Annotated in this window: 17 protein-coding genes; 4 read left to right on the top strand and 13 right to left on the bottom strand. The window is 41.2% G+C overall.

What is annotated here, in order from left to right; all coding sequences use genetic code 11:
• Window positions 1–64: 64 nt before the first annotated feature.
• The 11 genes from ACSSVW_RS19605 to mobI form a co-directional block, all read right to left on the bottom strand.
• The gene (locus ACSSVW_RS19605) at window positions 65–529 is read right to left on the bottom strand and encodes a glycosyltransferase family 2 protein (RefSeq protein ID WP_454179999.1); all 465 of its coding nucleotides are present in this window, start codon (window positions 527–529) and stop codon (window positions 65–67) included.
• Window positions 530–630: 101 nt separating this feature from the next.
• Window positions 631–2,856 (bottom strand): glycosyltransferase, encoded by a 2,226-nt coding sequence (locus tag ACSSVW_RS19600; protein ID WP_454179998.1) that lies wholly within the window; start codon window positions 2,854–2,856, stop codon window positions 631–633.
• Entirely contained in the window at window positions 2,849–3,916 is a 1,068-nt protein-coding gene (locus tag ACSSVW_RS19595) for a lysylphosphatidylglycerol synthase transmembrane domain-containing protein (RefSeq protein WP_454179996.1), read from the bottom strand. Before ACSSVW_RS19595 ends, ACSSVW_RS19600 begins: the two co-directional genes overlap by 8 nt.
• A gap of 5 nt (window positions 3,917–3,921) precedes the next feature.
• Complete coding sequence (gene corA, locus ACSSVW_RS19590) at window positions 3,922–4,875, bottom strand: magnesium/cobalt transporter CorA (RefSeq protein WP_454179995.1); 954 nt, start codon at window positions 4,873–4,875, stop codon at window positions 3,922–3,924.
• A gap of 69 nt (window positions 4,876–4,944) precedes the next feature.
• Entirely contained in the window at window positions 4,945–6,888 is a 1,944-nt protein-coding gene (locus ACSSVW_RS19585) for an LTA synthase family protein (RefSeq protein WP_454179994.1), read from the bottom strand.
• Window positions 6,889–6,906: 18 nt separating this feature from the next.
• Window positions 6,907–7,278 (bottom strand): diacylglycerol kinase, encoded by a 372-nt coding sequence (locus ACSSVW_RS19580; RefSeq protein ID WP_454179992.1) that lies wholly within the window; start codon window positions 7,276–7,278, stop codon window positions 6,907–6,909.
• A 73-nt stretch (window positions 7,279–7,351) separates the two neighbouring features.
• Entirely contained in the window at window positions 7,352–8,374 is a 1,023-nt protein-coding gene (locus ACSSVW_RS19575) for an FAD:protein FMN transferase (protein WP_454179990.1), read from the bottom strand.
• Window positions 8,371–9,222 carry a mechanosensitive ion channel family protein gene (locus tag ACSSVW_RS19570; protein WP_454180002.1) on the bottom strand — a complete coding sequence of 284 codons (852 nt, stop codon included), beginning with the start codon at window positions 9,220–9,222 and terminating at the stop codon, window positions 8,371–8,373. The genes ACSSVW_RS19575 and ACSSVW_RS19570 overlap by 4 nt, the downstream gene beginning before the upstream one ends.
• Window positions 9,223–9,299: 77 nt before the next feature.
• Window positions 9,300–10,268, bottom strand: a complete 969-nt coding sequence (locus ACSSVW_RS19565) for a calcium/sodium antiporter (protein ID WP_454179988.1) — start codon at window positions 10,266–10,268, stop codon at window positions 9,300–9,302.
• Between the two features lie 9 nt (window positions 10,269–10,277).
• The gene (locus tag ACSSVW_RS19560; protein WP_454179986.1) at window positions 10,278–11,078 is read right to left on the bottom strand and encodes an undecaprenyl-diphosphate phosphatase; all 801 of its coding nucleotides are present in this window, start codon (window positions 11,076–11,078) and stop codon (window positions 10,278–10,280) included.
• A gap of 256 nt (window positions 11,079–11,334) precedes the next feature.
• Window positions 11,335–11,763: a conjugative transfer protein MobI(A/C) gene (gene mobI / locus ACSSVW_RS19555; RefSeq protein WP_454179984.1), complete on the bottom strand. Its 429-nt coding sequence runs from the start codon at window positions 11,761–11,763 to the stop codon at window positions 11,335–11,337.
• A gap of 482 nt (window positions 11,764–12,245) precedes the next feature.
• On the opposite strand from mobI, the gene ACSSVW_RS19550 reads away from it, so the two are divergent.
• The 3 genes from ACSSVW_RS19550 to ACSSVW_RS19540 all read left to right on the top strand — a co-directional run bounded on the left by ACSSVW_RS19550 (window position 12,246) and on the right by ACSSVW_RS19540 (window position 14,735).
• The gene (locus ACSSVW_RS19550) at window positions 12,246–13,220 is read left to right on the top strand and encodes a ParM/StbA family protein (RefSeq protein ID WP_000497807.1); all 975 of its coding nucleotides are present in this window, start codon (window positions 12,246–12,248) and stop codon (window positions 13,218–13,220) included.
• Between the two features lie 125 nt (window positions 13,221–13,345).
• Window positions 13,346–13,492 (top strand): hypothetical protein, encoded by a 147-nt coding sequence (locus tag ACSSVW_RS19545; RefSeq protein WP_454180004.1) that lies wholly within the window; start codon window positions 13,346–13,348, stop codon window positions 13,490–13,492.
• Between the two features lies 1 nt (window position 13,493).
• Window positions 13,494–14,735 carry a tyrosine-type recombinase/integrase gene (locus tag ACSSVW_RS19540; protein WP_025441390.1) on the top strand — a complete coding sequence of 414 codons (1,242 nt, stop codon included), beginning with the start codon at window positions 13,494–13,496 and terminating at the stop codon, window positions 14,733–14,735.
• 327 nt (window positions 14,736–15,062) lie between these two features.
• Here the strand turns inward: ACSSVW_RS19540 and ACSSVW_RS19535 are convergent, their stop codons facing one another.
• Together ACSSVW_RS19535 and ACSSVW_RS19530 are read right to left on the bottom strand one after the other, a co-directional pair.
• Window positions 15,063–15,977, bottom strand: a complete 915-nt coding sequence (locus ACSSVW_RS19535) for a nucleotidyl transferase AbiEii/AbiGii toxin family protein (RefSeq protein ID WP_454179981.1) — start codon at window positions 15,975–15,977, stop codon at window positions 15,063–15,065.
• Window positions 15,978–15,985: 8 nt separating this feature from the next.
• Entirely contained in the window at window positions 15,986–16,822 is an 837-nt protein-coding gene (locus ACSSVW_RS19530; protein ID WP_049874721.1) for a type IV toxin-antitoxin system AbiEi family antitoxin, read from the bottom strand.
• A 1,000-nt stretch (window positions 16,823–17,822) separates the two neighbouring features.
• On the opposite strand from ACSSVW_RS19530, the gene ACSSVW_RS19525 reads away from it, so the two are divergent.
• Window positions 17,823–20,477, top strand: coding sequence for an ATP-binding protein (locus ACSSVW_RS19525; RefSeq protein ID WP_454179980.1), 2,655 nt, complete (start codon window positions 17,823–17,825; stop codon window positions 20,475–20,477).
• Window position 20,478: the final 1 nt, after the last annotated feature.

The raw sequence follows: 20,478 nt of genomic DNA, 5'->3' as shown, positions 1-20,478 counted from the left end.
AATTATCATAGCGTAGTTGCTTTAGCCTTCTCACTGATGTGGCTACCCATGTGGGTTGATTGAATTATGTACACCAAAGATCAACAGGCTCTAGTTTTTGTTCATTAAAAAAAGCTAACGATTTTCTGTAGGCTCTTAGGTTATTTTTTTTCTTGACTGATTCTTTTGGAAACTTATTGATAAACATATCAATGCGTTTTAAACGAAAAGATGAGTAGCTAGGGTTATTAATAACACCTTCTAGTTCTTTTAAGGCATTTTCAGTCATAACTTCATCACCATCTAAATTTAAAACCCATTCATTTTTACATAACTCAAGGGCAAACTGTTTTTGTTTAGCATAACCTTGCCATGGATGATACACTACATTAGCGCCCAAACTTGTGGCTATTTCTTGGGTACCATCGGTGCTGCCACAATCCACCACTATAATTTCATCACAAGAATCTACGCTTTTTATAGCCTTAGCTATATAAGCAGACTCATTCAGCGTTACAAAAAAAACACTAATAGGTAATTTTTCCATCATTGCCTCATATTTATTAGCTTAAGCGTCTTACTAGCTATGTACAAAACGAGCAAAAAACCAATGATAGTAATTAACAGACCAACTATGACAAGACGCGGCGACTAATTACTACTATTAAATTTTAAAAAATGATTTGAATATATTACAGCGTAAAAGCGACTTACACTTAGACTAAAACATTCAATACTGTACATTTTGGCAGTCATTCTAGCACCAGATGATGTAGAGTCGAACAACTCATGGTTTGTGAGCAACTGACACACGCGATCACTCCACGCTGCGACATCATAGGATGTTTTATAACCGTTCTTACCGTTATCGACAATGTCATCAATGCCACTAGATCGCACTGCAACTACTGGCATTCCACCCGCCATGGCTTCGAGAATTACCATACCTTGGGTTTCCGACATCGATGCGAAGAGAAATACTTCGCCCAATTGGCAGAAGAGCGGGACTTCTTCAGGACTTATACTCCCCATTAACGAGATATGACGTTGCAGTTTTCGCTTCGATATTTCACTTTGAATTCGCTGTTTATCAGGACCATCACCAATAATCAACAAGCGAAACGGTTGTTTGTATTTCGCCTTCAACAATTCAACGCCAGCAAGAAGAAAGTCAATATTTTTTTCCTGACTCAACCGAGAAATACTAATCAATATACGCTCATTCGGTTCAATATATTTTCTTTTCAGATCGTCTAATTTCTGAACTGAAAAATTACTGCTTTGTGCAATGTCAATACCCGTTGGCTGTACCAAAATTCGACGTTTAACACCTATGGTTCTCAAATACTCTTCTGCACATTCAGTGGGTACAATTACACCGTCACATTGATTTGCAAAACGCCTTATCAATGAGTGAGCAATAAGATTTCTAAATACCGAGCTTGGTAGTGGCACATAGTGTGCGTAGTGCTCTAGCCTTGTATGATAAGTGTAGACAACAGGAATCTTTAAAAATTTGGCTAGATATAGCCCTGCTCGCCCCAACCAAAATGGATGATGAACATGAATGATATCAGGTTTAAAACGAACAACTTCGCGATAAAGCTTCAAAGAAAAAATATTCGCAACCCGAAATTCACTATTTCGACCAAAAGGAATGAGCGAGTTCACTCTGAAAATACCATTCTCACCACTTTCCATTTCCTCTGGGTAATTTGGTGCGACAACTAGTATGCTATGCCCAAGTTTTTCTAGACCATTTCGTAACCGCTCTACCGACAGAGGAACTCCACCAATAAATGGCAGATAGTTATTAGTGAAATGAACTATGCGCAGAGACTTGTCACTCTGGCAATCCAAATCAATATCGTAATTTGGATAGTAGTCCTTGTCACTTAATACTCTTTCATGCAACCAATACGCGAGGACAATAAAGGTACTCACCAACAGTATAAAATTTAGATACCCAACATAAAAAAGTGAATGAATAAAGAACCAAGCACTTTCAACAGTCCTAAAAATTGGGGACTGACCAACCTCCAAGGGGCGTTCCAGTACTTCAATCAAGTTATCTTTTACCGTAACCGATACAAAATGATAGTGACTCTCTTCGTCATTAATCACAAATCCACCAGCCCCACCAGTTGTGATAAAAGTTGTATCACTATGAATTTGTTTATCAAAAACAGGGGAGATTGAGGAAAAAACAACATCAACACCAAATTTCTCAATCAATGATGAGAACTGTCTTTGATAACCCTCTGTAAATGTATCCTCGTGAAAGTCAAATACACCCTTTTTTCCACTTCTATAAAATGGATGCGCGCTGAATAGGAACAAATTCTCTTCTTGTGAAGAAATCAATTCCTCCTCCAACCAGCGATACTGCCAACTAAAGTCTGTGGTGCCAGTGCTATCGATAAAAAGAAAACGACTTTTACCAGACTTAAAACTAAAATGTAAAGGCCCGAAATGATCGTAAAATCTAAAGCCTCCTAGCCGACTTTCTTCTTGAGGCCCAAATGTTAATAGGTAAGGCATATTTAACCGGGATAAAGTTCGGTAAATCGCTCTATACTTATCCTCTCCACCCGTCGAAACCGCGTTTCCCGCAGATATAACAAAATCGTAGCCTTGCTCGTTAAGCAAAGGAATAATCTTCCGCTCAAAAATACCCACAGAGTTACTAATGTTACCTACTACCGCAAATTTAAACTCGTCTTTAGTGTTTAATATGCTTTCTATTTTCTCTACCTGAGCTGCATGTTCTGCTATGAAATCCTTTTCAAAAAAATTCAAATAAATTTTATAGAAAACCAAAAGAATAATTACAGTAAAACATGCTCTATATAGCCAGCGAGCATACTTTTTAGTCATTTTTAGCTCCTGACAAAAACTCAAATATTGTGAAAAAGATACCGATGAACATTCCCAGATGAATGGTGAGAAAACGCCATGCAATGATTACAAATACTAAATCAGGCGCTTGGACTATTGCACCAAAGAATATTGCAAACACGCCCTCCGCAATACCTGAGGCACCTGGCGTAGGTGCAAAATACATTATAAAAGTGTTCACAAGCATTAACGCTAATACTGACGTGTATTCTACTTGATAGCCCAATCCCCAAAGCAGCAAAGCTGGAAATGAAAACAAACTCACAAGAAACAAAATAGTTGAACCAATAGCCATAAGCTTATCTCGCCAATTTCCCATTAGGAATATTTTTATGCAATAGGAAAAGTGAAAAAGCTCTCTGGTAACTTGCCATGTTCGGCGTTGACATGTGTTCTGACTAATTAAACCAAAGCGGTGAGTTTGATTTAAAATTACTTTAAGCGTATGAATAACCCATCGAATTCTTAAAAGCACGACTGCACTCAATAGTACGTATCCAATAGCAAATACAGACAGAAAAACGCCCCAACCGTCGTGTAGCAAGTCCGAGGATAATTGAGGGTTTATCATAAACAGAAAAGGCGTAGGTATAAAAATAAGTAAACTAGCTAATACTGTTCTTATAGAAGTCGCGGCTGTTGCAGCTCCTAACATTACACCCCGTCGATGCAGAAACCACACCTGTGCGATACCACCGCCGGTAGCCATTGGTGTGATATTAGAAAAGAGAAAGTTTATGAACACAAGAGGAAAAATAGACTTCAGTGCTTGGCTGCATCCAATAGCACGCAAAGTAAACCATAGTCTCATAGCATCACTTGTATAATAAACCAAAAGCAAAGCGAAACATGCTAAAAAGAACTCTAGGGTGAAAATCTGTAGTAACTCAGAATTAAAACTGGAATCTACTTCTCTATACAAACTAAAGGGAACAAAAAAGCTCAACAGAACAAATAATGTCGAAAAACCAACTAGCTTCAGCCATGACTTTTTACCTTTTATAAAGAAGTGCTTGCCACTTTTTACCTCATCTACCATAACGTTTATTTAAGCCAACCTTTACGCTTAAAGTATAGGTATGGCGCAAAGCCAGCGGCAACCATCAACCCAATTGCCCATGGGTATCCCAACTTCCACTGTAACTCAGGCATAAATTGAAAGTTCATACCATATATACTTGCAATCAAGGTTGGTGGCAAAAACACAACGGCTGCAATAGAAAATATTTTGATAATTTTATTCTGCTCAATATTGATGAAGCCTTGTGTAGAGTCCATTAAAAAGTTGATCTTATCGAATAAAAAAGTGGTATGTGACTGCAAAGTTTCAATATCTCGAATTACCTCTCGGAGTGTTTCTTGCTCTAATGACTGAAAAGACAAATGACGCAGCAAAAAAGAGATATCCCGCTGTGTATCCATTAAGCAAAGACGAATTTTTCCATTCATATCTTCTGCTTTTGCCAACTGTCCAATAGCCTCTTCCAATTCGGACGCTTCATCTTCTAACACTAAATAACTAACTTTTTCTAATTCTCGGTGTAAATCTTCAACTAAGTCAGCATGATTTTCAATTTTCTGCTCCATCAATCGGATTAACAGTTCTTGCGCTGATTTAGCCTCAATTTGCCCACGTTTTGCACGCAACCTTAGCAATCTAAAATCAGCTAGTTCGTTTTCACGAACTGTGATAAGACGATGTTTTTGTAAAATACACGCAACGTTAGCTGTGTGATAACGCCCTTCAGAGAGAGTTAGAAACAAAGAATGAACGTGAACCCCTGCATGATCAACAAAGCAACGCGCCGACGCCTCAATTTCATTAATTTCACCTTGGTCAGGTAAGTCTGTACGTAATATCTGTTCCAGTAGTTGACGTTCCTCATCTGTTGGCTCATGCAAGTCTATCCAGTCAGCTTCAGATATAAGTTGGCTATCTTGATTCTGATTTTCTACTTCATGAATAATCCCATCTAGTATTTTGAAAAATTTAATCATATGTATTATTTGACACCTCTATGAACAAAAAACAATTTTGAGCGACAGTGAGCATTTCAAGCACTCTGCTTAATTTTCATAAGCTATTTTGTATAACTCTCTTTGATAAAGCTTCTCACCGAGTAAAGCATGTGACAAGGCTCTGCTGACCTCACTCGCTGTTGCAGTACTTGGTATTAACTCTTTATCATTAAAGTCATATACGTAAGCAATCGGAGCTTTTTCAGGCTGCAATACCACAAGCTTGTTCTTAGTCAAATAACCAAAATTTTTATCGAATTGCATAATTGCCCTTTGTTTTTCAGGCGCTACAAATTTTGTCATATCGTGGCCTATCATTGGCGATACACTTCTTGCGCCAATTAGTGAAAGCAACGTAGGGGGCATATCAATATTACTTGCCAAACGATGGTCTTGCTTGGGCTCTATATCTGCACCTATTATTAATGCAGGTATATGAAAACGATTCACTGGAACAGGAACACTTCCCGTTGCTCTGGAGTCATGATCGGCAATGACAATAAATATAGTCTCCTTCCAATACTCAGATGACTTAGCACGAGCAAAAAATTCGCCTAATGCTTTATCTGAATATTTAATGGCATTATGGCTTGTCTGCTTTGGCTGTTCATACAGTTCTATCTGCCCATCTGGAAATTCAAATGGTGTGTGATTAGTACTGGTAAATACCAAACTAAAAAATGGCTTATCCTGCTTCGACAATTTTAAAAACTGAGTGTGTGCCATTTGGTAAAGATCCTGATCAGAAGCTCCCCAGGAACCTACAAATTTGGGATTTTCAAATTGCGGTAAGTCGACTATGTCTTGAAAACCATTACCTAGAAAAAATGACTTCATATTATCAAAGTGGCTTTCTCCACCATATATAAACTGAGTATGGTATCCTTGCAGAGCCAAAAGCTCAGCGATCGTAAAGAAACCTGATTGACTTTTACTGAGTTTTACCACCGCACGTGAGGGAGTCGGTGGAAATCCAGTTGTTATTGCTTCAATACCTCTTACGGAACGGGTGCCAGTAGCATAGAGCTGAGTAAAATTCCAACCTTCGGTCATTAACTGGTCTAAATTCGGAGTAAGTGGTAAACCGCCAAGTGCCCCAACAAACCTAGCCCCTAGGCTCTCCTGAAGTAATATCACCAGATTCTTTTTCTTGCTAAAACTTGGTTCATTGATGTTAAGTGTTGGAATATCTTCGGAGATATAACTGTCTTCGCGCTGTGAGTAACTCCTTACCTGATGAATAATGTCTTTCAGTGGTAAATCCCCATAAAACCTTTCAGCGCTCTTTTCTGCTGTTAAATTCTTTGCTGCAAACATCACCGAATAGGATGAATTTAAAACTAGATCATTTAACAAGGGGTTGGTCGAGAAAGCTACAAGAGCAGGATTCAGGGGTCTATGCTGAATTGTAGATCTTGCTCCCATCCCCCCTACTACTATAATTATTAAAATCAAGACAGGTCTCCAGTACCAGACTGGATAATACAATTTATCTGTTACGCTTCGACTCAACCTCCAACCCCAAAATACAGTGATAGCTGAGCCGACTAAACCGACCATTAACTCTAGCTTGTATCCAACCCAAAGCATACTGAACACCTCTTTAGGATAAATCAGATATTCAATAAATAATCTATTTGGACGCAAATTATACTCTTCAATAAAGCTCGGAGTCGCAAGCTCCATATAAACAAGAAGCCATAACCCAAGCACAAGCCAAACTCTTAAAACGATTAAGCCGAAACGTTGAAATTCACTTTTAACAGGCAGTAGTAGAGTAAATACGGCTGGCAATATATATAGCCAGCAGATTGTCGCAACATCCACCCTAGCTCCTTGGATGATAATGTGTAGCCAATCTTCTATAGCTGTAATATGCTGCGCTTGCCAAATGGTCAAAGCCAGTCTTGAAAAACTCAAAACACATAATGCAAAAAATGAAAATACAATAACTGGGTAAATTGGCCCTGTAATACTCTTCAACCTATTCAACAATAGTTCCTTAAAATTTTATTTTTTGATTAACTCAAAAATAATTGTCACCCACACATAACCAGCGATTAGGAGAGAAATAAATACAGCGGCTGATCCTAAATCTTTAGCTCGCCCACTTAGCTCGTGATATTCGCTCCCAATTCTATCAATTGCGGCTTCAACAGCTGAATTTAAGAGCTCAACAATTAAAACACCACCAACAGCTACAACTAGTAAAATACGCTCTATTAGTTCTACAGGAAGTAGAAAAGCAATTACTATAAGAAAGGTTGCTAAAATAAACTCCTGTCGAAAAGCCGCTTCATATTTCCATGCAGCTTGCAAACCTTGAAATGAATATTTTGTAGCTTTAATAATTCTGACTAAGCCAGTGTCGTTTGGTTTCATGTGATTCACTATTTAAATTGTCTATTTTTGTATATTATGAAACGTGGAACGTTTATAAAAAATGAGTATCCACCTAATTAACTTTAATATCTCTTAACATCATCCAATGGGTACTTTGTTCTTCTTGCAATTGACCTTCAGATTCAGAGATAAATAATGCTGCAAGACCATATTCTTTTGCTACCCGCTTGCCTTCTTTAGCCCCAAGGCACAGCAATGCCGTTGACCATGCATCTGCTTGTGTTGGGTCATCATGAAGCACTGTGACTGATAATGTTGAATGAGTAACGGGGTTGCCAGTACGTGCATCTATAATATGGCTATAGCGCTGACCTTGTTCATCGAAGTAGTGTCGGTAGGTGCCTGATGTCATAATGGCAATTGAATCATCCTGCTTAATATCAATGACCTTGTGTACAGCCCTATCACCAGGCAATGGCCGCTCTATAGCAATACGCCAAGACGAGCCATCTGGTTTATGTCCACGTGTTTGCATTTCACCACCAATTTCAACTAGGTAATTGGTTATTCCAATTTTCTCAACCACCTCGGCTATACGTGAAACACTGTAACCTTGTGCAATAGAAGATAAATCAATACTTAATTGAGGCAGCTTTTTCTGCAGTTGCGTCTGAGTTGGAGCACTAAGATATTCCAGTCCGGTATCTTTCAATGCATTATCAATATCCAAGCCTGAGGGCTTGTTAAATGTGTCTTTGTTAAACCCCCACAACTGAAAAAGAGGTTTTACCGTCAAGTCATAACAACCGTTTGATGCTTCACTTACCTTACGAGCAGCATTCACCAAACTTACAATTTCCTTACCAACCTCAACCGAGAGGGATGTTTGATTAGCATTAAACTGTTCAATGACAGAGTCTGGACGGTAATTCGACATTAATTTATCAATTCGCAGGAACTCAGCTTCTATCTCTTGCTGTAATCTTTCGGTATCAATTACAGAGTCGCTCCACACTGAAACGTGCCAAGTGGTGCCTTGCGCAGCACCACTTAACATTTTTACCTCAACAGGCTTAGAGCATGCCACCAAGCCAAGCATTAAGCTGGTCAGCGCCACCAAAGTTAATCGCTTCATGACTTATCCTTTCCGGTAGGTAAACGTTGCTCGGATACAACGTGCAGTGTACGTTGTGGAAAAGGAATCGTCAGGCCAGCCGCTTCAATGGCTTCTTTTACCTGTTTATTCAAATCCCAATAAGCTGACCAATAGTTTTCATTGGTTGCCCATGCTCTCAGCTGAATATTTACTGCACTGTCGGCCATGGACGCAACCATTACCTGAGGCGCTGGATCAGTCATTAATCTTGATTCATTTTCTGCAACACCTTGCAATATTTTAAACGCGTCATCTATCGAGTCTGAATAGGAAATACCCACAACAATATCCATCCGTCGTTTACCATTACGGGTGAAGTTTTTAATATTATTTCCCCACAAGACGCTATTCGGAGAAGCAATATACAATCCATCTATGGTTTCAAGCACCGTTGTAAAAAGATTTATCTCTTTAACTGTCCCTTGAGTTGAACCAAACTCAATAAAATCGCCAGATTTAAAAGGTCGAAGGATCAGTAGCATGATTCCCGCTGCGATGTTGCTAAGCGTATCTTTAAGCGCAAGACCAACTGCCAAACCTGCCGCACCAACCAGAGCAATAAGGCTGGCAGTATTTACACCAAAGATGTCTAAAATAAATACACCACCGATGACATATACCGCGTAACTAGCTACGGTTGAAAATATTGGTATCAGGGTCGCGTCAACTTTATTCAACTTAGAGTTAGTGTTTTGAATCGCTTTGCGCACTGCTCTTGCAATAAGTGAGCTTGCCACCAAAATAACAATAGCTAATATCAAATTGTAACCTAGCGCTACTATTATCTCTGAATGATTTTGCCAAAATTGAATAAATGAATCTTTCATATCTTTCATATCTTTCTCTATCATTGTGCGCATGTGCGTTGAACCCACATGTTCACTTGTTATTTTTGATTTTGCTATTAAATCACAGACGAAACTAACCAAGTGTTGTAGGCACAAAATGCGACTAGCAGGCCTGCACCTTCCAATCTGTTAATCCGTCCAGCGCCACGAAATCCATAGGCCATAAATAGCAAGGCGATTGTCAAACCCATCATCACTAACCAGTCACGAGACATAACCTCGGAAGACAAGCTCGTTATCGGAGATATAACGCCTGCTATCCCCGTTACTGCAAGCAAGTTAAACATGTTTGACCCCACCACGTTGCCAATGGCAATGTCATGCTCACCCTTTCTAACTGCAATAATAGACGCTGCCAATTCAGGGAGTGATGTGCCCAAAGCAACAATCGTTAAGCCGATGATTAAATCACTTACACCCAATGCCTCTGCAATACTCACCGCTCCCCAGACAAGTACTCGTGAACTCACTATCAGAAGTACCAAGCCAATCACCAGCCAAAAAACAGCTTTTTTGATAGGCATTTCGTGCTCAACCAGTTCTTGATCCATTTCACTTTCTAATTTATCCCCTTTGCCTTTCATAGCAGAGTAAATACTCCAGCCAATTAAGCTAAAGAACCCAACCAAAAGAAGAACGGACTCAAAGCGTGTTAGTGAGCCATCCCAAAGGAAATAACCGAGCACTGAACTAATTAGCAATAATAAAGGGATCTCTTTTCTGACTATTTTTGATTGCACTAATATTGGGGTAATAATGGCTGTTAACCCTAAAATTAAACCTGTATTGACGATATTTGAGCCGAGCGCATTACCGAGGGCTAAATCTGGATTGCCATCAATGGCCGCCATTGCAGAGACAACCATTTCAGGGGCTGATGTACCAAAGCCAACAATCACCATACCGATTAATAATGAAGGCATACCTGCATGTTTAGCCGTAGCAGCTGCACCTTCTACGAAGCGGTCTGCGCTCCAAACCAATAAAATAAAGCCACCTAAAATGGCCAAAATCGCGAGAGTCATAGTGTTACCTTAAGTTAAAAAGAAAAAGTAAATTAAGCCTGCTAAGAGGATGCGGTAAATGACATAGGGCCACATACCATATTGATTTAACCATTTTAAGAAAAAATGAATGGCAGTAAGTGCCATTATAAATGATGAAATGCCTCCAATAAGAAATGCCAGCCAATCAACACTTACATTTGACTGAGCGACATCTATCAGTTTTGCTGCTGAGGCAAGTGCAGTAATCGGTATCGCCATCCAAAAAGAAAAGCGGGATGAAGCTTCTCTACTGAGTCCCAAAAACAAGGCCATAGTAATGGTCGCACCGGAACGTGATGTCCCAGGGATAAGCGCAACAGCTTGCGCCAAGCCAATTAACATGACGTCCACTAATTTTAAATCATTTAATTGGTGTTGTTTATTTGGCCTTAAGTCTGCCCAACCTAAAAGTAAACCAAATAATAATGTGGTAACGAAAATGATAGCAACAGAGCGCAACTGATTATCAATTAGCTCCATAAGTAATAATCCCGCAATGACAGCAGGGATAGTGGCGACAACAATATAGAGTGCCAGTTTACCTTGCCCGACAAATTGACGATGCTGAAAAGACATCACGCCATCTCGGGTTAAAGCAGTGACATCTCGCCTAAAATAGAGCAGGACAGCCAGTAATGTGCCGACATGTACAGCAAGGTCAAACGCTACGCCTTGATCTTGCCAACCGGCTAGCAATGGAGTAAGAATAAGATGAGCGGAACTTGAAATCGGCAGAAATTCTGTTATTCCTTGCACAACTCCAAGAAAAATTGCATTAATAATATCCATACGCCCCTCTTAAATGAAACAGAGCACGTTGGACTGAAGATTTAATCATGACTATACCTTGGGGTGGATGAGACACAGGCAAACGACACTCCCACCCCGAGAGCGCCATTTGCCTTAAGTCTTGCCAATCCAGATATGGACATAACCGCCACGAACTGCTGTTCGGAGACTGTTGACGGTTATCACAGTAAAAACTGAGAGACTACTCCCCTAAGGTTAGAACGGAATGATATAACCATTTATAGCCATTTACAACTTAGCAATAAGCATTCACTCTGCGACGCAGCATGTTGAGCTTATCAACCTGGCGGCGAATATCACTGAAGAATTCTTCTTTCTCCATGGCCAGCGCTAGCTCCCACTCTTTGGCCAAACCTTGGCAGTCCAAAAATGAGTATCTCAGCTTCGTCTTTGAAATACGCAGACCTTTACTAAAGACTACGCGCTTGCCTCGTTGACCGTGAAAACTGTTGATGTACCACTCAATGCCAAAGCCATACTTAAAGTCTCTGATACGGACACCAAGCAGCCCCCAGTCTTTAAAGGGCTCATTCTCACGAACCTTGTAATGGGTAACCCAAAAGTCATCAACTTCAGCTCGTGCCAGCGCTTTTAGCCTGTCCGTTTCTTGCTGAAGTAAATCTGATACCTCTGCTTTCCATTGTTCATTGTCGATTTCTACCAAACCAATTTCCCCATCCAATTAACCCCAAAAGCCAAAACCACTATCCGTTTGGCTTTTGGATCGAAACGCCAAACATAAAACTGCCGTAGCAATCACTGTTTGGCGTCTCGATATAAATCAACTCGCGCAACCCCATACCTGACAAGGGATACAGGCCGATTTCACTTAAAAACGCCTAAAAAGACGTATCGCCATGAAGATACAAACCGTTTGGCGAGTTCAGGCCAGAATGCAAACGACGTTTGGCGTCTCGATTTTTTTGGCTCAGTCATCCGCCGCCAAACAGAGTCTATTCTCATACTTTTGCGAAAATGCAATAGGCAGATAGATGAAAGGATTTGTCACCTTTCTGCCCACCGCCAGTGCACCGAATCCTGATAATGACATTTGAGTGAACCGCCAGAGCACTTGGAAAAGCCCAAGCGTAAACAGCGCGGTTGATTGAAAACCGTTAGAGCACTTTGAGTGCACAGGAGATAAGTATGTTTGTACTAGGCGTAGATATCGGTTACTCGAACCTGAAGCTGGCAATTGGCCAATCAGGCAGTGAACCGAAAACCATTATTCTGCCTGCGGGTGCCGGTCCTGCGGATCGCATGCCGGAGCGTATCGGTGGAGGCGATGATGAAACTTGTTTGTATGTGTCTGTCGATAATGAGCGTTGGGCGGCTGGTGTGCCTGCTGGACGCCTTCAAGGCTGGGAACGAGAGCTTCACCCGGAGTATCCCACCACAAAAACCTATAAGGCGCTTTTTCATGCCGCCTTGTTAATGGCTGAAACAGAATCCATCGATTTGGTTGTCACTGGATTACCGGTTTCCCAGTTTCATGAGCCACAACGTAAGTCTGACCTTGTGCAGCGTTTAAAAGGTGTCCATCAAGTGACGCCTAAGCGCAGCATCACTGTTCATGACGTCAAAGTGCTGCCGCAGCCTGCCGGTGCCTATATGGATCTGGTTCAAACAGGTGGTGATTTGGGCTTGATTGAAGAAGGTCGCGTCGTCGTCATAGATCCAGGCTTCTTTTCTGTTGACTGGGTTGCCCTTGAGGCTGGAGAAATTCGCTACAGCTCATCAGGAACCAGTCTTCAGGCAATGTCCGTGCTACTGGAAACCATCGATAAGCTGATATCAGAAGATCACGGTGCCAAAGTAGGTATGGATCGACTTGAAAAAGCCATGAGAACCGGCGACTTACAGGTCCTGCTATTTGGAGAAAAAGTCGATATTTCACCTTATCTGAATGCTGCCATGAAAAAAGTAGCGCCTGTTGCTCTTACAGCTATGCGCCAATCCATGCGTGACGAAAGCATCAATGCGGACTTGGTATTGATCGCCGGAGGTGGAGCCTTGGCTTATAAGGAAGCTGCCAAGGAGATTTTTTCACGAAGCAAGATCATTGTGCCGGAACAGTCTGTTTTGGCGAACGTCCGAGGCTTCTGGTTTTATGGGGCTTGATCATGAGAGTCGTCGTCAACATTCCCCCAGGGAGCCACCCTGAACTGCTCAAAGAATTGGAAAAGACGCCGCCACGGGAACGTGCTGAGCGTCTGAGGATGCTGGCCACCTTTGGGCTAATTCACATGAGCCAGCCCAATCTATCCACCACATCTGCACAGGTGGATGGCCATGCACCAGATGGTGAAGTGACTTCTATGAGTACAGCGCCAGAACCCAAAGCAGAATCACGTAAACAATCATTAAAATCGAAACTAGGGCTGGGCTTATAACATGGCGTTATCAGTTAGCTGGCTCGATGCCAGGTTAAATAAAGAAGCAAAAGAAACCGTAGTAAAAGCTGACCGAGATGGACTAAGTGCTCGGGTATCGCCCAAGGGCAAAATTGTTTTTCAGTTTCGTTATCGGTTCGATGGCAAGCAACAGCGGGTAGACATAGGTACTTACCCACTTATGAAGCTTGCTGAAGCCAGGAATGAGCTGGATAGGTTAAGGGCGGTACTCGACCAAGGCAGAAACCCCAAGCTCTACCTACAGCAGGAACGGGCCAAGTATTCTGCCAATCAAAGCTTCGAATCGATTTTTCGAGACTGGATAGACTCTGCCGGTAAGCAAGGGCTAAAGGAGAAAACGTGGCACTACCAAAAACGCAGCAGTGAAATATATTTACTGCCCCGACTTGGCAAGTACCCATTAACTGACATCAATGAATTGTCCTTGCGAAACTGTCTTCGTGAGGTTTCGGAGTCGTCCCCATCAAACACAGAACGTCTGGTGTCTGTGCTGCACAAGTTTTATGACTGGCTGATTGATGAACAAATTTTGGAAATTAACGCTGCCGCTGGTATCACAGCAAAGAAAGTCGGCGGTAAGAAAGGCAAACGAACTCGGGTGCTAAATGACAACGAGATCAGGATACTTTGGCGCTATTTGCACGAGTCAAAAATTACTGAGAAGAACCGCATCTACATAAAATTGCTTCTGCTATTGGGCGGTCGCAAGGGCGAACTCATTCAAGCTGAAAAGCATCACTTTGATTTGCAATCTGCAATGTGGACAGTGCCCATAGAGATCCGCAAACAAGGAGAGAAAATAGGAGCGCCGATCATGCGGCCATTAATCAAACCAGCTATCGAGCTGATTGAACTGGCGATGCAGATGAGTAAATCAACTTACTTGTTTCCCGCTAACGGACAAGAAGAACTTGCCACAAATGGCTTTGATACCACTATTCCTAACAATGTGAAAATCTGGGCTCGCAGGTCGCTTGGTATTGAGATGGAACACTGGTCTATGCATGATCTTCGAAGAACGATGCGAACGCGAATGTCGGCAATCACGACGCAAGAAGTTGCCGAGTTGATGATTGGCCACAGCAAAAAAGGGTTGGATGCTATCTACAACCAATATCAGTACCTGGATGAAATGCGTCATGCTTACGACGTTTGGTATCAACAACTAGAAACCATCATCGAGCCGACAGGCTTTCCGTTCAACTGGCGTTTCGGACAGTAAAAGAAAGAGGCTCAGTCCTCTTTCTTCTCATACTCTTCCAAGTCTTCAATGTGCCACAGCTTGTTTCGTGTATTTCGGTTGATACGAGGTTGCGGCAAGCTGCCATCTTTTATTCTTCGCCAGAGCGTCGTATAGCTAATGTGGTAACGAGCCATAACTTCGTAAGACGTTAGAAAAGGGGTTACCTGGTGCGCTACTGCTGTCATCTGCATTCTCCTGAAAATCAATGTAAAGCTATCATCGCCTGATTCATCATTTGTTGATGGTCAGAAAGATGCATGATTTGTTAAGAAGATCAGCCCAGCATAAATCCCTGTATTTTTGACATCAAATACCAAGAACATCTTTCAACTTTTCTAGGGCTTGTGTATGTTTGTCATTCGGCATTTTTGCCAAATTGATTTGTTTCCATTTAATGGCAGGAAGCTCACTGACTCCGTCTAAGCCGAGTAGAGACCAATCAGGCTCTCGATTTTTAAAGGATAGCAAAAAAGACTTTTCACTATCGGTCAGGCCTTGGTGAATGAGGTCTACTAGGCGCCCCCTTACGGCTTCCAGCTCCACCAACGGAACATCCGTCTCGGCCATGTTGGTAAATTCACCTTCATAGGTGGCAGTAATATCCTTAAATTGCGGACTGAGTAACTCAGCCATTGGCCGATTATGGCTTGATAAATAAACGAGTAATGCTTTACGAATTTCATCCGTTAGGCCTTCATTCTCCAAAAGCCACTTCACATCAAATAAGTCTCTTGGATGCTGTCTATCTAATGCTGCACATATCTTTCCTGCATACAAATCAGCTAGATCAACAACAGGCATTTCAACATAGCCAAATTCGTCTTCTACAGCTGCGCAAACTTCCATCAACTTTGGTTCATAAACAGTACCGCGCAATACAGGTGATAGCTCGACTTTGATCTGCACACCGTTGCGAGCAACGATCAACCTTAGAGCATCGCGTTTTGAGCGATAAGCTTCCGTTAGCTCGATATCTTTAAATGCTATTTTTAAATCTGAGCTAATAGCATCAAGTGCATCGCAAATTTCCTGCAAGGCATCATCACGGCTCTTCATTGGCAGATACACCAAATCAATATCGACCGATAAACGAGGAAAGTCTCTGACAAATAAATTGATTGCTGTACCACCTTTGAGGGCAAAGCATTGCTGTTTGGCAACGAAAGGCAATACCTGTATCAAAAGCTGTACTTGTTTGTAATAAATACTATTTCTATCCATCGCTGAACTTATCCTTTACTTGCTAACGCCATATGCTGAGGTACGGTTATCAGATACTCTGTATCCAGCTTCCCACCTTTAGCAACAACACGCTTACCTGAACCTAAGTCGTAATTTTCTACATTTAACTTATCAAACCAAGGATAAGCTTGGCGTTTTGCAAACCAAAAGAATAAGCGTTTGACCTTTACGCTTTTACACTCCTTTAAGAGCGCATCAAGCTTTCTTGGAGATAAGTTCACCAACCCCTGCATTAGCTCATCGGCATGTTCAAATGACACACTTTCAGGCAAATCCATCAACACTTCCAATATGGCTTTTTCCGGACATGAAAAATATACAGGTGGTAATTGCTCTCCCCATTCATGCTTTTTAACGAACGCTATATCTTGGGATAAGCTATCAGGCCACAGTTTACTTGTACTATGTCCTTCGAACTTAATTGGCAATGACAGTCTCGCAAGCCAGGAAGGAAGCTTTTTCGTTGCATATAAATGAATATGAGGCGTACTTCCTAATGATAAATATTGCGACAAACCAGATATGGACAATGCCGACAATCCACCGACCACGATAGACGGAAGTTGTTCATCGACACTTTTTTCCATCATACGCTGCATTGAAGCTACTACGCCTTCCCAAGTGACTGCTCGGGAATACTGACTGTAAACACCTGTAGCTAGTAGCAACAACGTATCGGTTTTGACAGCATTATCTAACGCATGAGCACTCAAGCCTTGCTCTGCAAGCCACTTCTTTGTAGCTAACATGCCATAAGGTAAAAGAGTTTTAAGAGATTGCTTATATGACTCTTTCACCGTTTCACGCTGGGAATGACTAACCATTTCTAAACACCAAACCCTTCTTCTAGTTTATCTCTTTAGGATTTCGCGGCGCATATCGCCGTAAAACCTAGCTTTAATAAACTAACACAACAAAGAAAAGTTTACCATTCTTTCTATTTACGGCGCATAACGCCGTATAATTGCCATTTATTAAACCAGCCCAGCTATTAACCCTAGCGATAAAATATCAAGCCCCATCCGCAGAGGTACTTATTGGCTCAAACCTATGAATAACATGGGCTACAAGGCGGTTTGTGTCATGAATTGCAAGCAACACGCCCTACGAGAAAAATTTGTACACACTGTTTGTACACTCGTAACGATGACACATCAAAAACCACAATAATTAACCTTTTAAATTCAAAAACTTACAAACAAAAACTAGAGATGATCGCATTTATTCCGCTTTTGTAATGTCGAAACCAAAGTACCAAAAGCAGGAGGTACTTTCTTCATCATACCCAGTAACCACAGGGCCTACAGCCAGATTTGTGTCATGGAATTTTCGCCAAAGGCCTCTAAAACGGAATTTGTACTCAAGTTTGTACACACTTTCCGAGGTTACGCTTGAACATCATTGAAAAGCAAAGAAACGAGAAAAAGACAAAAATCCTTTAAATTCAGTACGTAGAGATGTGATTGTGGTGTGCAATGAAAGGTGGTTTTAAGCGTTGAAAGACTGGGCGGCATCAGGGTGCGAGATAATCGCAAAGGTGCGTCGTTTATTAATTTCGGTAGTTAAATTAGACATGTAAGCTGCTTTTAGTCATAACAAAGCACACCTAGCGGCTCTAAAAACGAGAGTCCTCGGTGCGCACTGAAAAATAAAATAGAATTGCGGGCATTATACCCTGTTTGTCTTAGCCAAAAAAGCAGCGATTGTAAGTAATTATTCCCCCTTGATAAGCAATTTTCGTTGTTCACTTTTTTGCTAAGCTTGTGTAATCAAGTTGTAACGCATACTATTGACAAATTGCACGGAGGGATATCAATTTAGGTCATGAAAACCAGTAAGCTCAGTATTCGATTATTATGGTATATCACGCCATTAGTGATCTTACCTTTGTTGTTTTTAGGTGGCTTTACGTTAACCAATGTGACCAATTCAACAAAAAAACAAGCAGAGCTTATTGTGAGTCGCTTTGTTGAGCAGCAACAGCATAAAATTTTCAACTATATTGACTCATTTCATTCCATCACTCGCCTTTTATCAACCTCTCCGGTACTTGCCGATTTTTTAGCACGCGAGCCTAATTCGAAAAATCAGTATATAGAACACCTCGGCGAGTTAATGAATGTATTTGCCAGTTACTCAGAAGCGTACCCTGATATTGTCAGCATTAACTATGTTGACTCGCAAGGTAAAAGTGATGCGTTTTATTCGAGCCAATTAACTCCTGCGCCTAAAAGTTACCCGTTTTTTGATCAAGTTCTACAGTCTAATTTACGTCAACAACAATTTATGATCCCCAAAGAAGACGGCTCAACCAGTCTTTATTTTGTGCACCCTATCTACAATATCGACTATTACTTAAAACGACCCCAAGAGTTAGGCTTTATCGTTGTTCATGTTGAACCATCAATTTTGAACACCAGTATTTTAGAAGCCCCTTTTAATAACACCTTAAACCTATTTTTGACCAGTAAAGGGCAAATACTCTTTAGCTCCGACTACGATTTACGGGGCAACTATTTAAGTGAGTATGAATTAGAACAAATTAAAGGCTTGGCCGATTATGGCAAGCTGTCTAGCATTGAACTGTCGAGTATCGATAAAGAAGAGCGTATTATTTATGCGGTACAAATGACCGATGGCGATTATTACGTATCGACCACGCCCAAAGATTTACTTTACCAATCTGGTAAAGCCATTAGTTTAATCACCGCGCTGATTGTGATCATCTCGGTTATTTCGTTACCCATTTTAATTTATATTGTGGTACGCAATTTACTACTCACCCCTGTTGAGTTATTGGGTGCGGCCAGCCATCGCGTTGGAGATGGTGACTTATCGGTGTATTTACCCGCCCACACCAATGATGAAGTCGGTGTATTATTTAACGACTTTAACCACATGGTGAACCAGATTCGTCATTATCAAGATGAGTTAAAAGAGTATAAACACCACCTAGAAGATAAAGTTGAAAGCCGTACAAAAGCACTTGAAGCAATGAACAACAAGCTTGAAATAGCCATTGCACAAGCTGAACAAGCGAATCAACTTAAAAGTCGTTTTTTAGCGAATATGAGTCATGAAATTCGCACGCCTCTTACTGCCATTATGGGGTTTACCGAACAGCTACTTCACAATAAAGATGCCGTGAATGACGACCAGCATTTAAGCACTATTTTAAGAAACTCAAAACACCTGCTTGAGCTCATTAATAACATTCTCGACTTATCAAAGATTGAAGCTGAGAAGCTTGCTGTAGAGTGTGGGCCATGCTCAGTCGTCCAATTAATTCATGATCTTGATTCGATTATTCGTCCACTGGCAAACGAAAAACGATTAGAGTTTACAATTAACTACAGCCTGCCAATTCCTAAAAGTATTAACAGTGATACGACCCGTTTAAAGCAAATATTAATCAACATAGCCAGTAATGCGGTGAAATTTACCGAACAAGGGCATATCTCCATTGATATTCGCTACAACAGTGCAAAACAATATTTAGAATTTGCGATTCAAGATACAGGTATTGGTATGTCAGAGCGCGAAGTTGAACGGGTGTTTAAACCGTTTGAACAAGCCGATGCCACAACAACTCGCCGCTTTGGCGGTACTGGGTTAGGACTTTGTATTTCGAAAAACTTGGCTCAGCTATTAGGAGGAGATGTTTACCTTAAGAGCGAGCCCGGTATAGGCAGCTGTTTTACAGTGCAAATTGCGTGTCACCTAAAACCAGAACAACAACAAAATGACGCCTTTATTCACAACTTAGAGCAATTGTCTCCAAGCAAAGATCTACAGCTTTCTTTTGCCTCAAATAGTTTTGATGCAAATATATTGGTCGCCGAAGATAACCCTGATAACCAATTGCTTATCAAACTGTTATTACAGACCTGGGGACTTGAGCCAGACATCGCGAAAAACGGTGCAGAAGCCGTTGAAATGGCACTCGTCAATGACTACCAACTCATTATTATGGACATGCAAATGCCTGTTATGGGTGGTTTAGAGGCGACGCAAATGCTGCGCCATGCAGCCTACGATGGCCCAATCATCGCGCTTACGGCAAATGTAATGAAAACCGATGTTGACACCTATCTCGAAGCAGGCTGTGATGAAGCACTTGCAAAACCGATTGATAAAAATGCCCTTGAGCAAGTGCTGGTTAGTTATTTAAATATTGAAAAAGACAGTCAAAACAAGTGGGAAAATTTACTCAAAAGTGAGAAGTTCCAGCAAATTAACGACAACTACCGTTCTAAATTACCTGACTACCTCAACCAAGTCGTGCAGTTGTACCGAACTAAAGAGTGGGAAGCATTACGCTCGCTGGCACACAGTCTAAAAGGCAGTGCGGGTTGCTTTAGCTTTGAGGAAATCCATGATACTGCGGGGCAACTCGAAACGGCACTACGCAGTAACCAAGCCCAGCAAATAGAACAAAGTTACGAAATGCTTATTAGTGCGTTAAAAAAGGCTTCTTAAA

The organism is Pseudoalteromonas sp. MBR-15, from assembly GCF_053628915.1.
The sequence above is the reverse complement of the archived record's forward strand: the minus strand, read 5'-3'. Positions and strand labels throughout refer to the sequence as shown.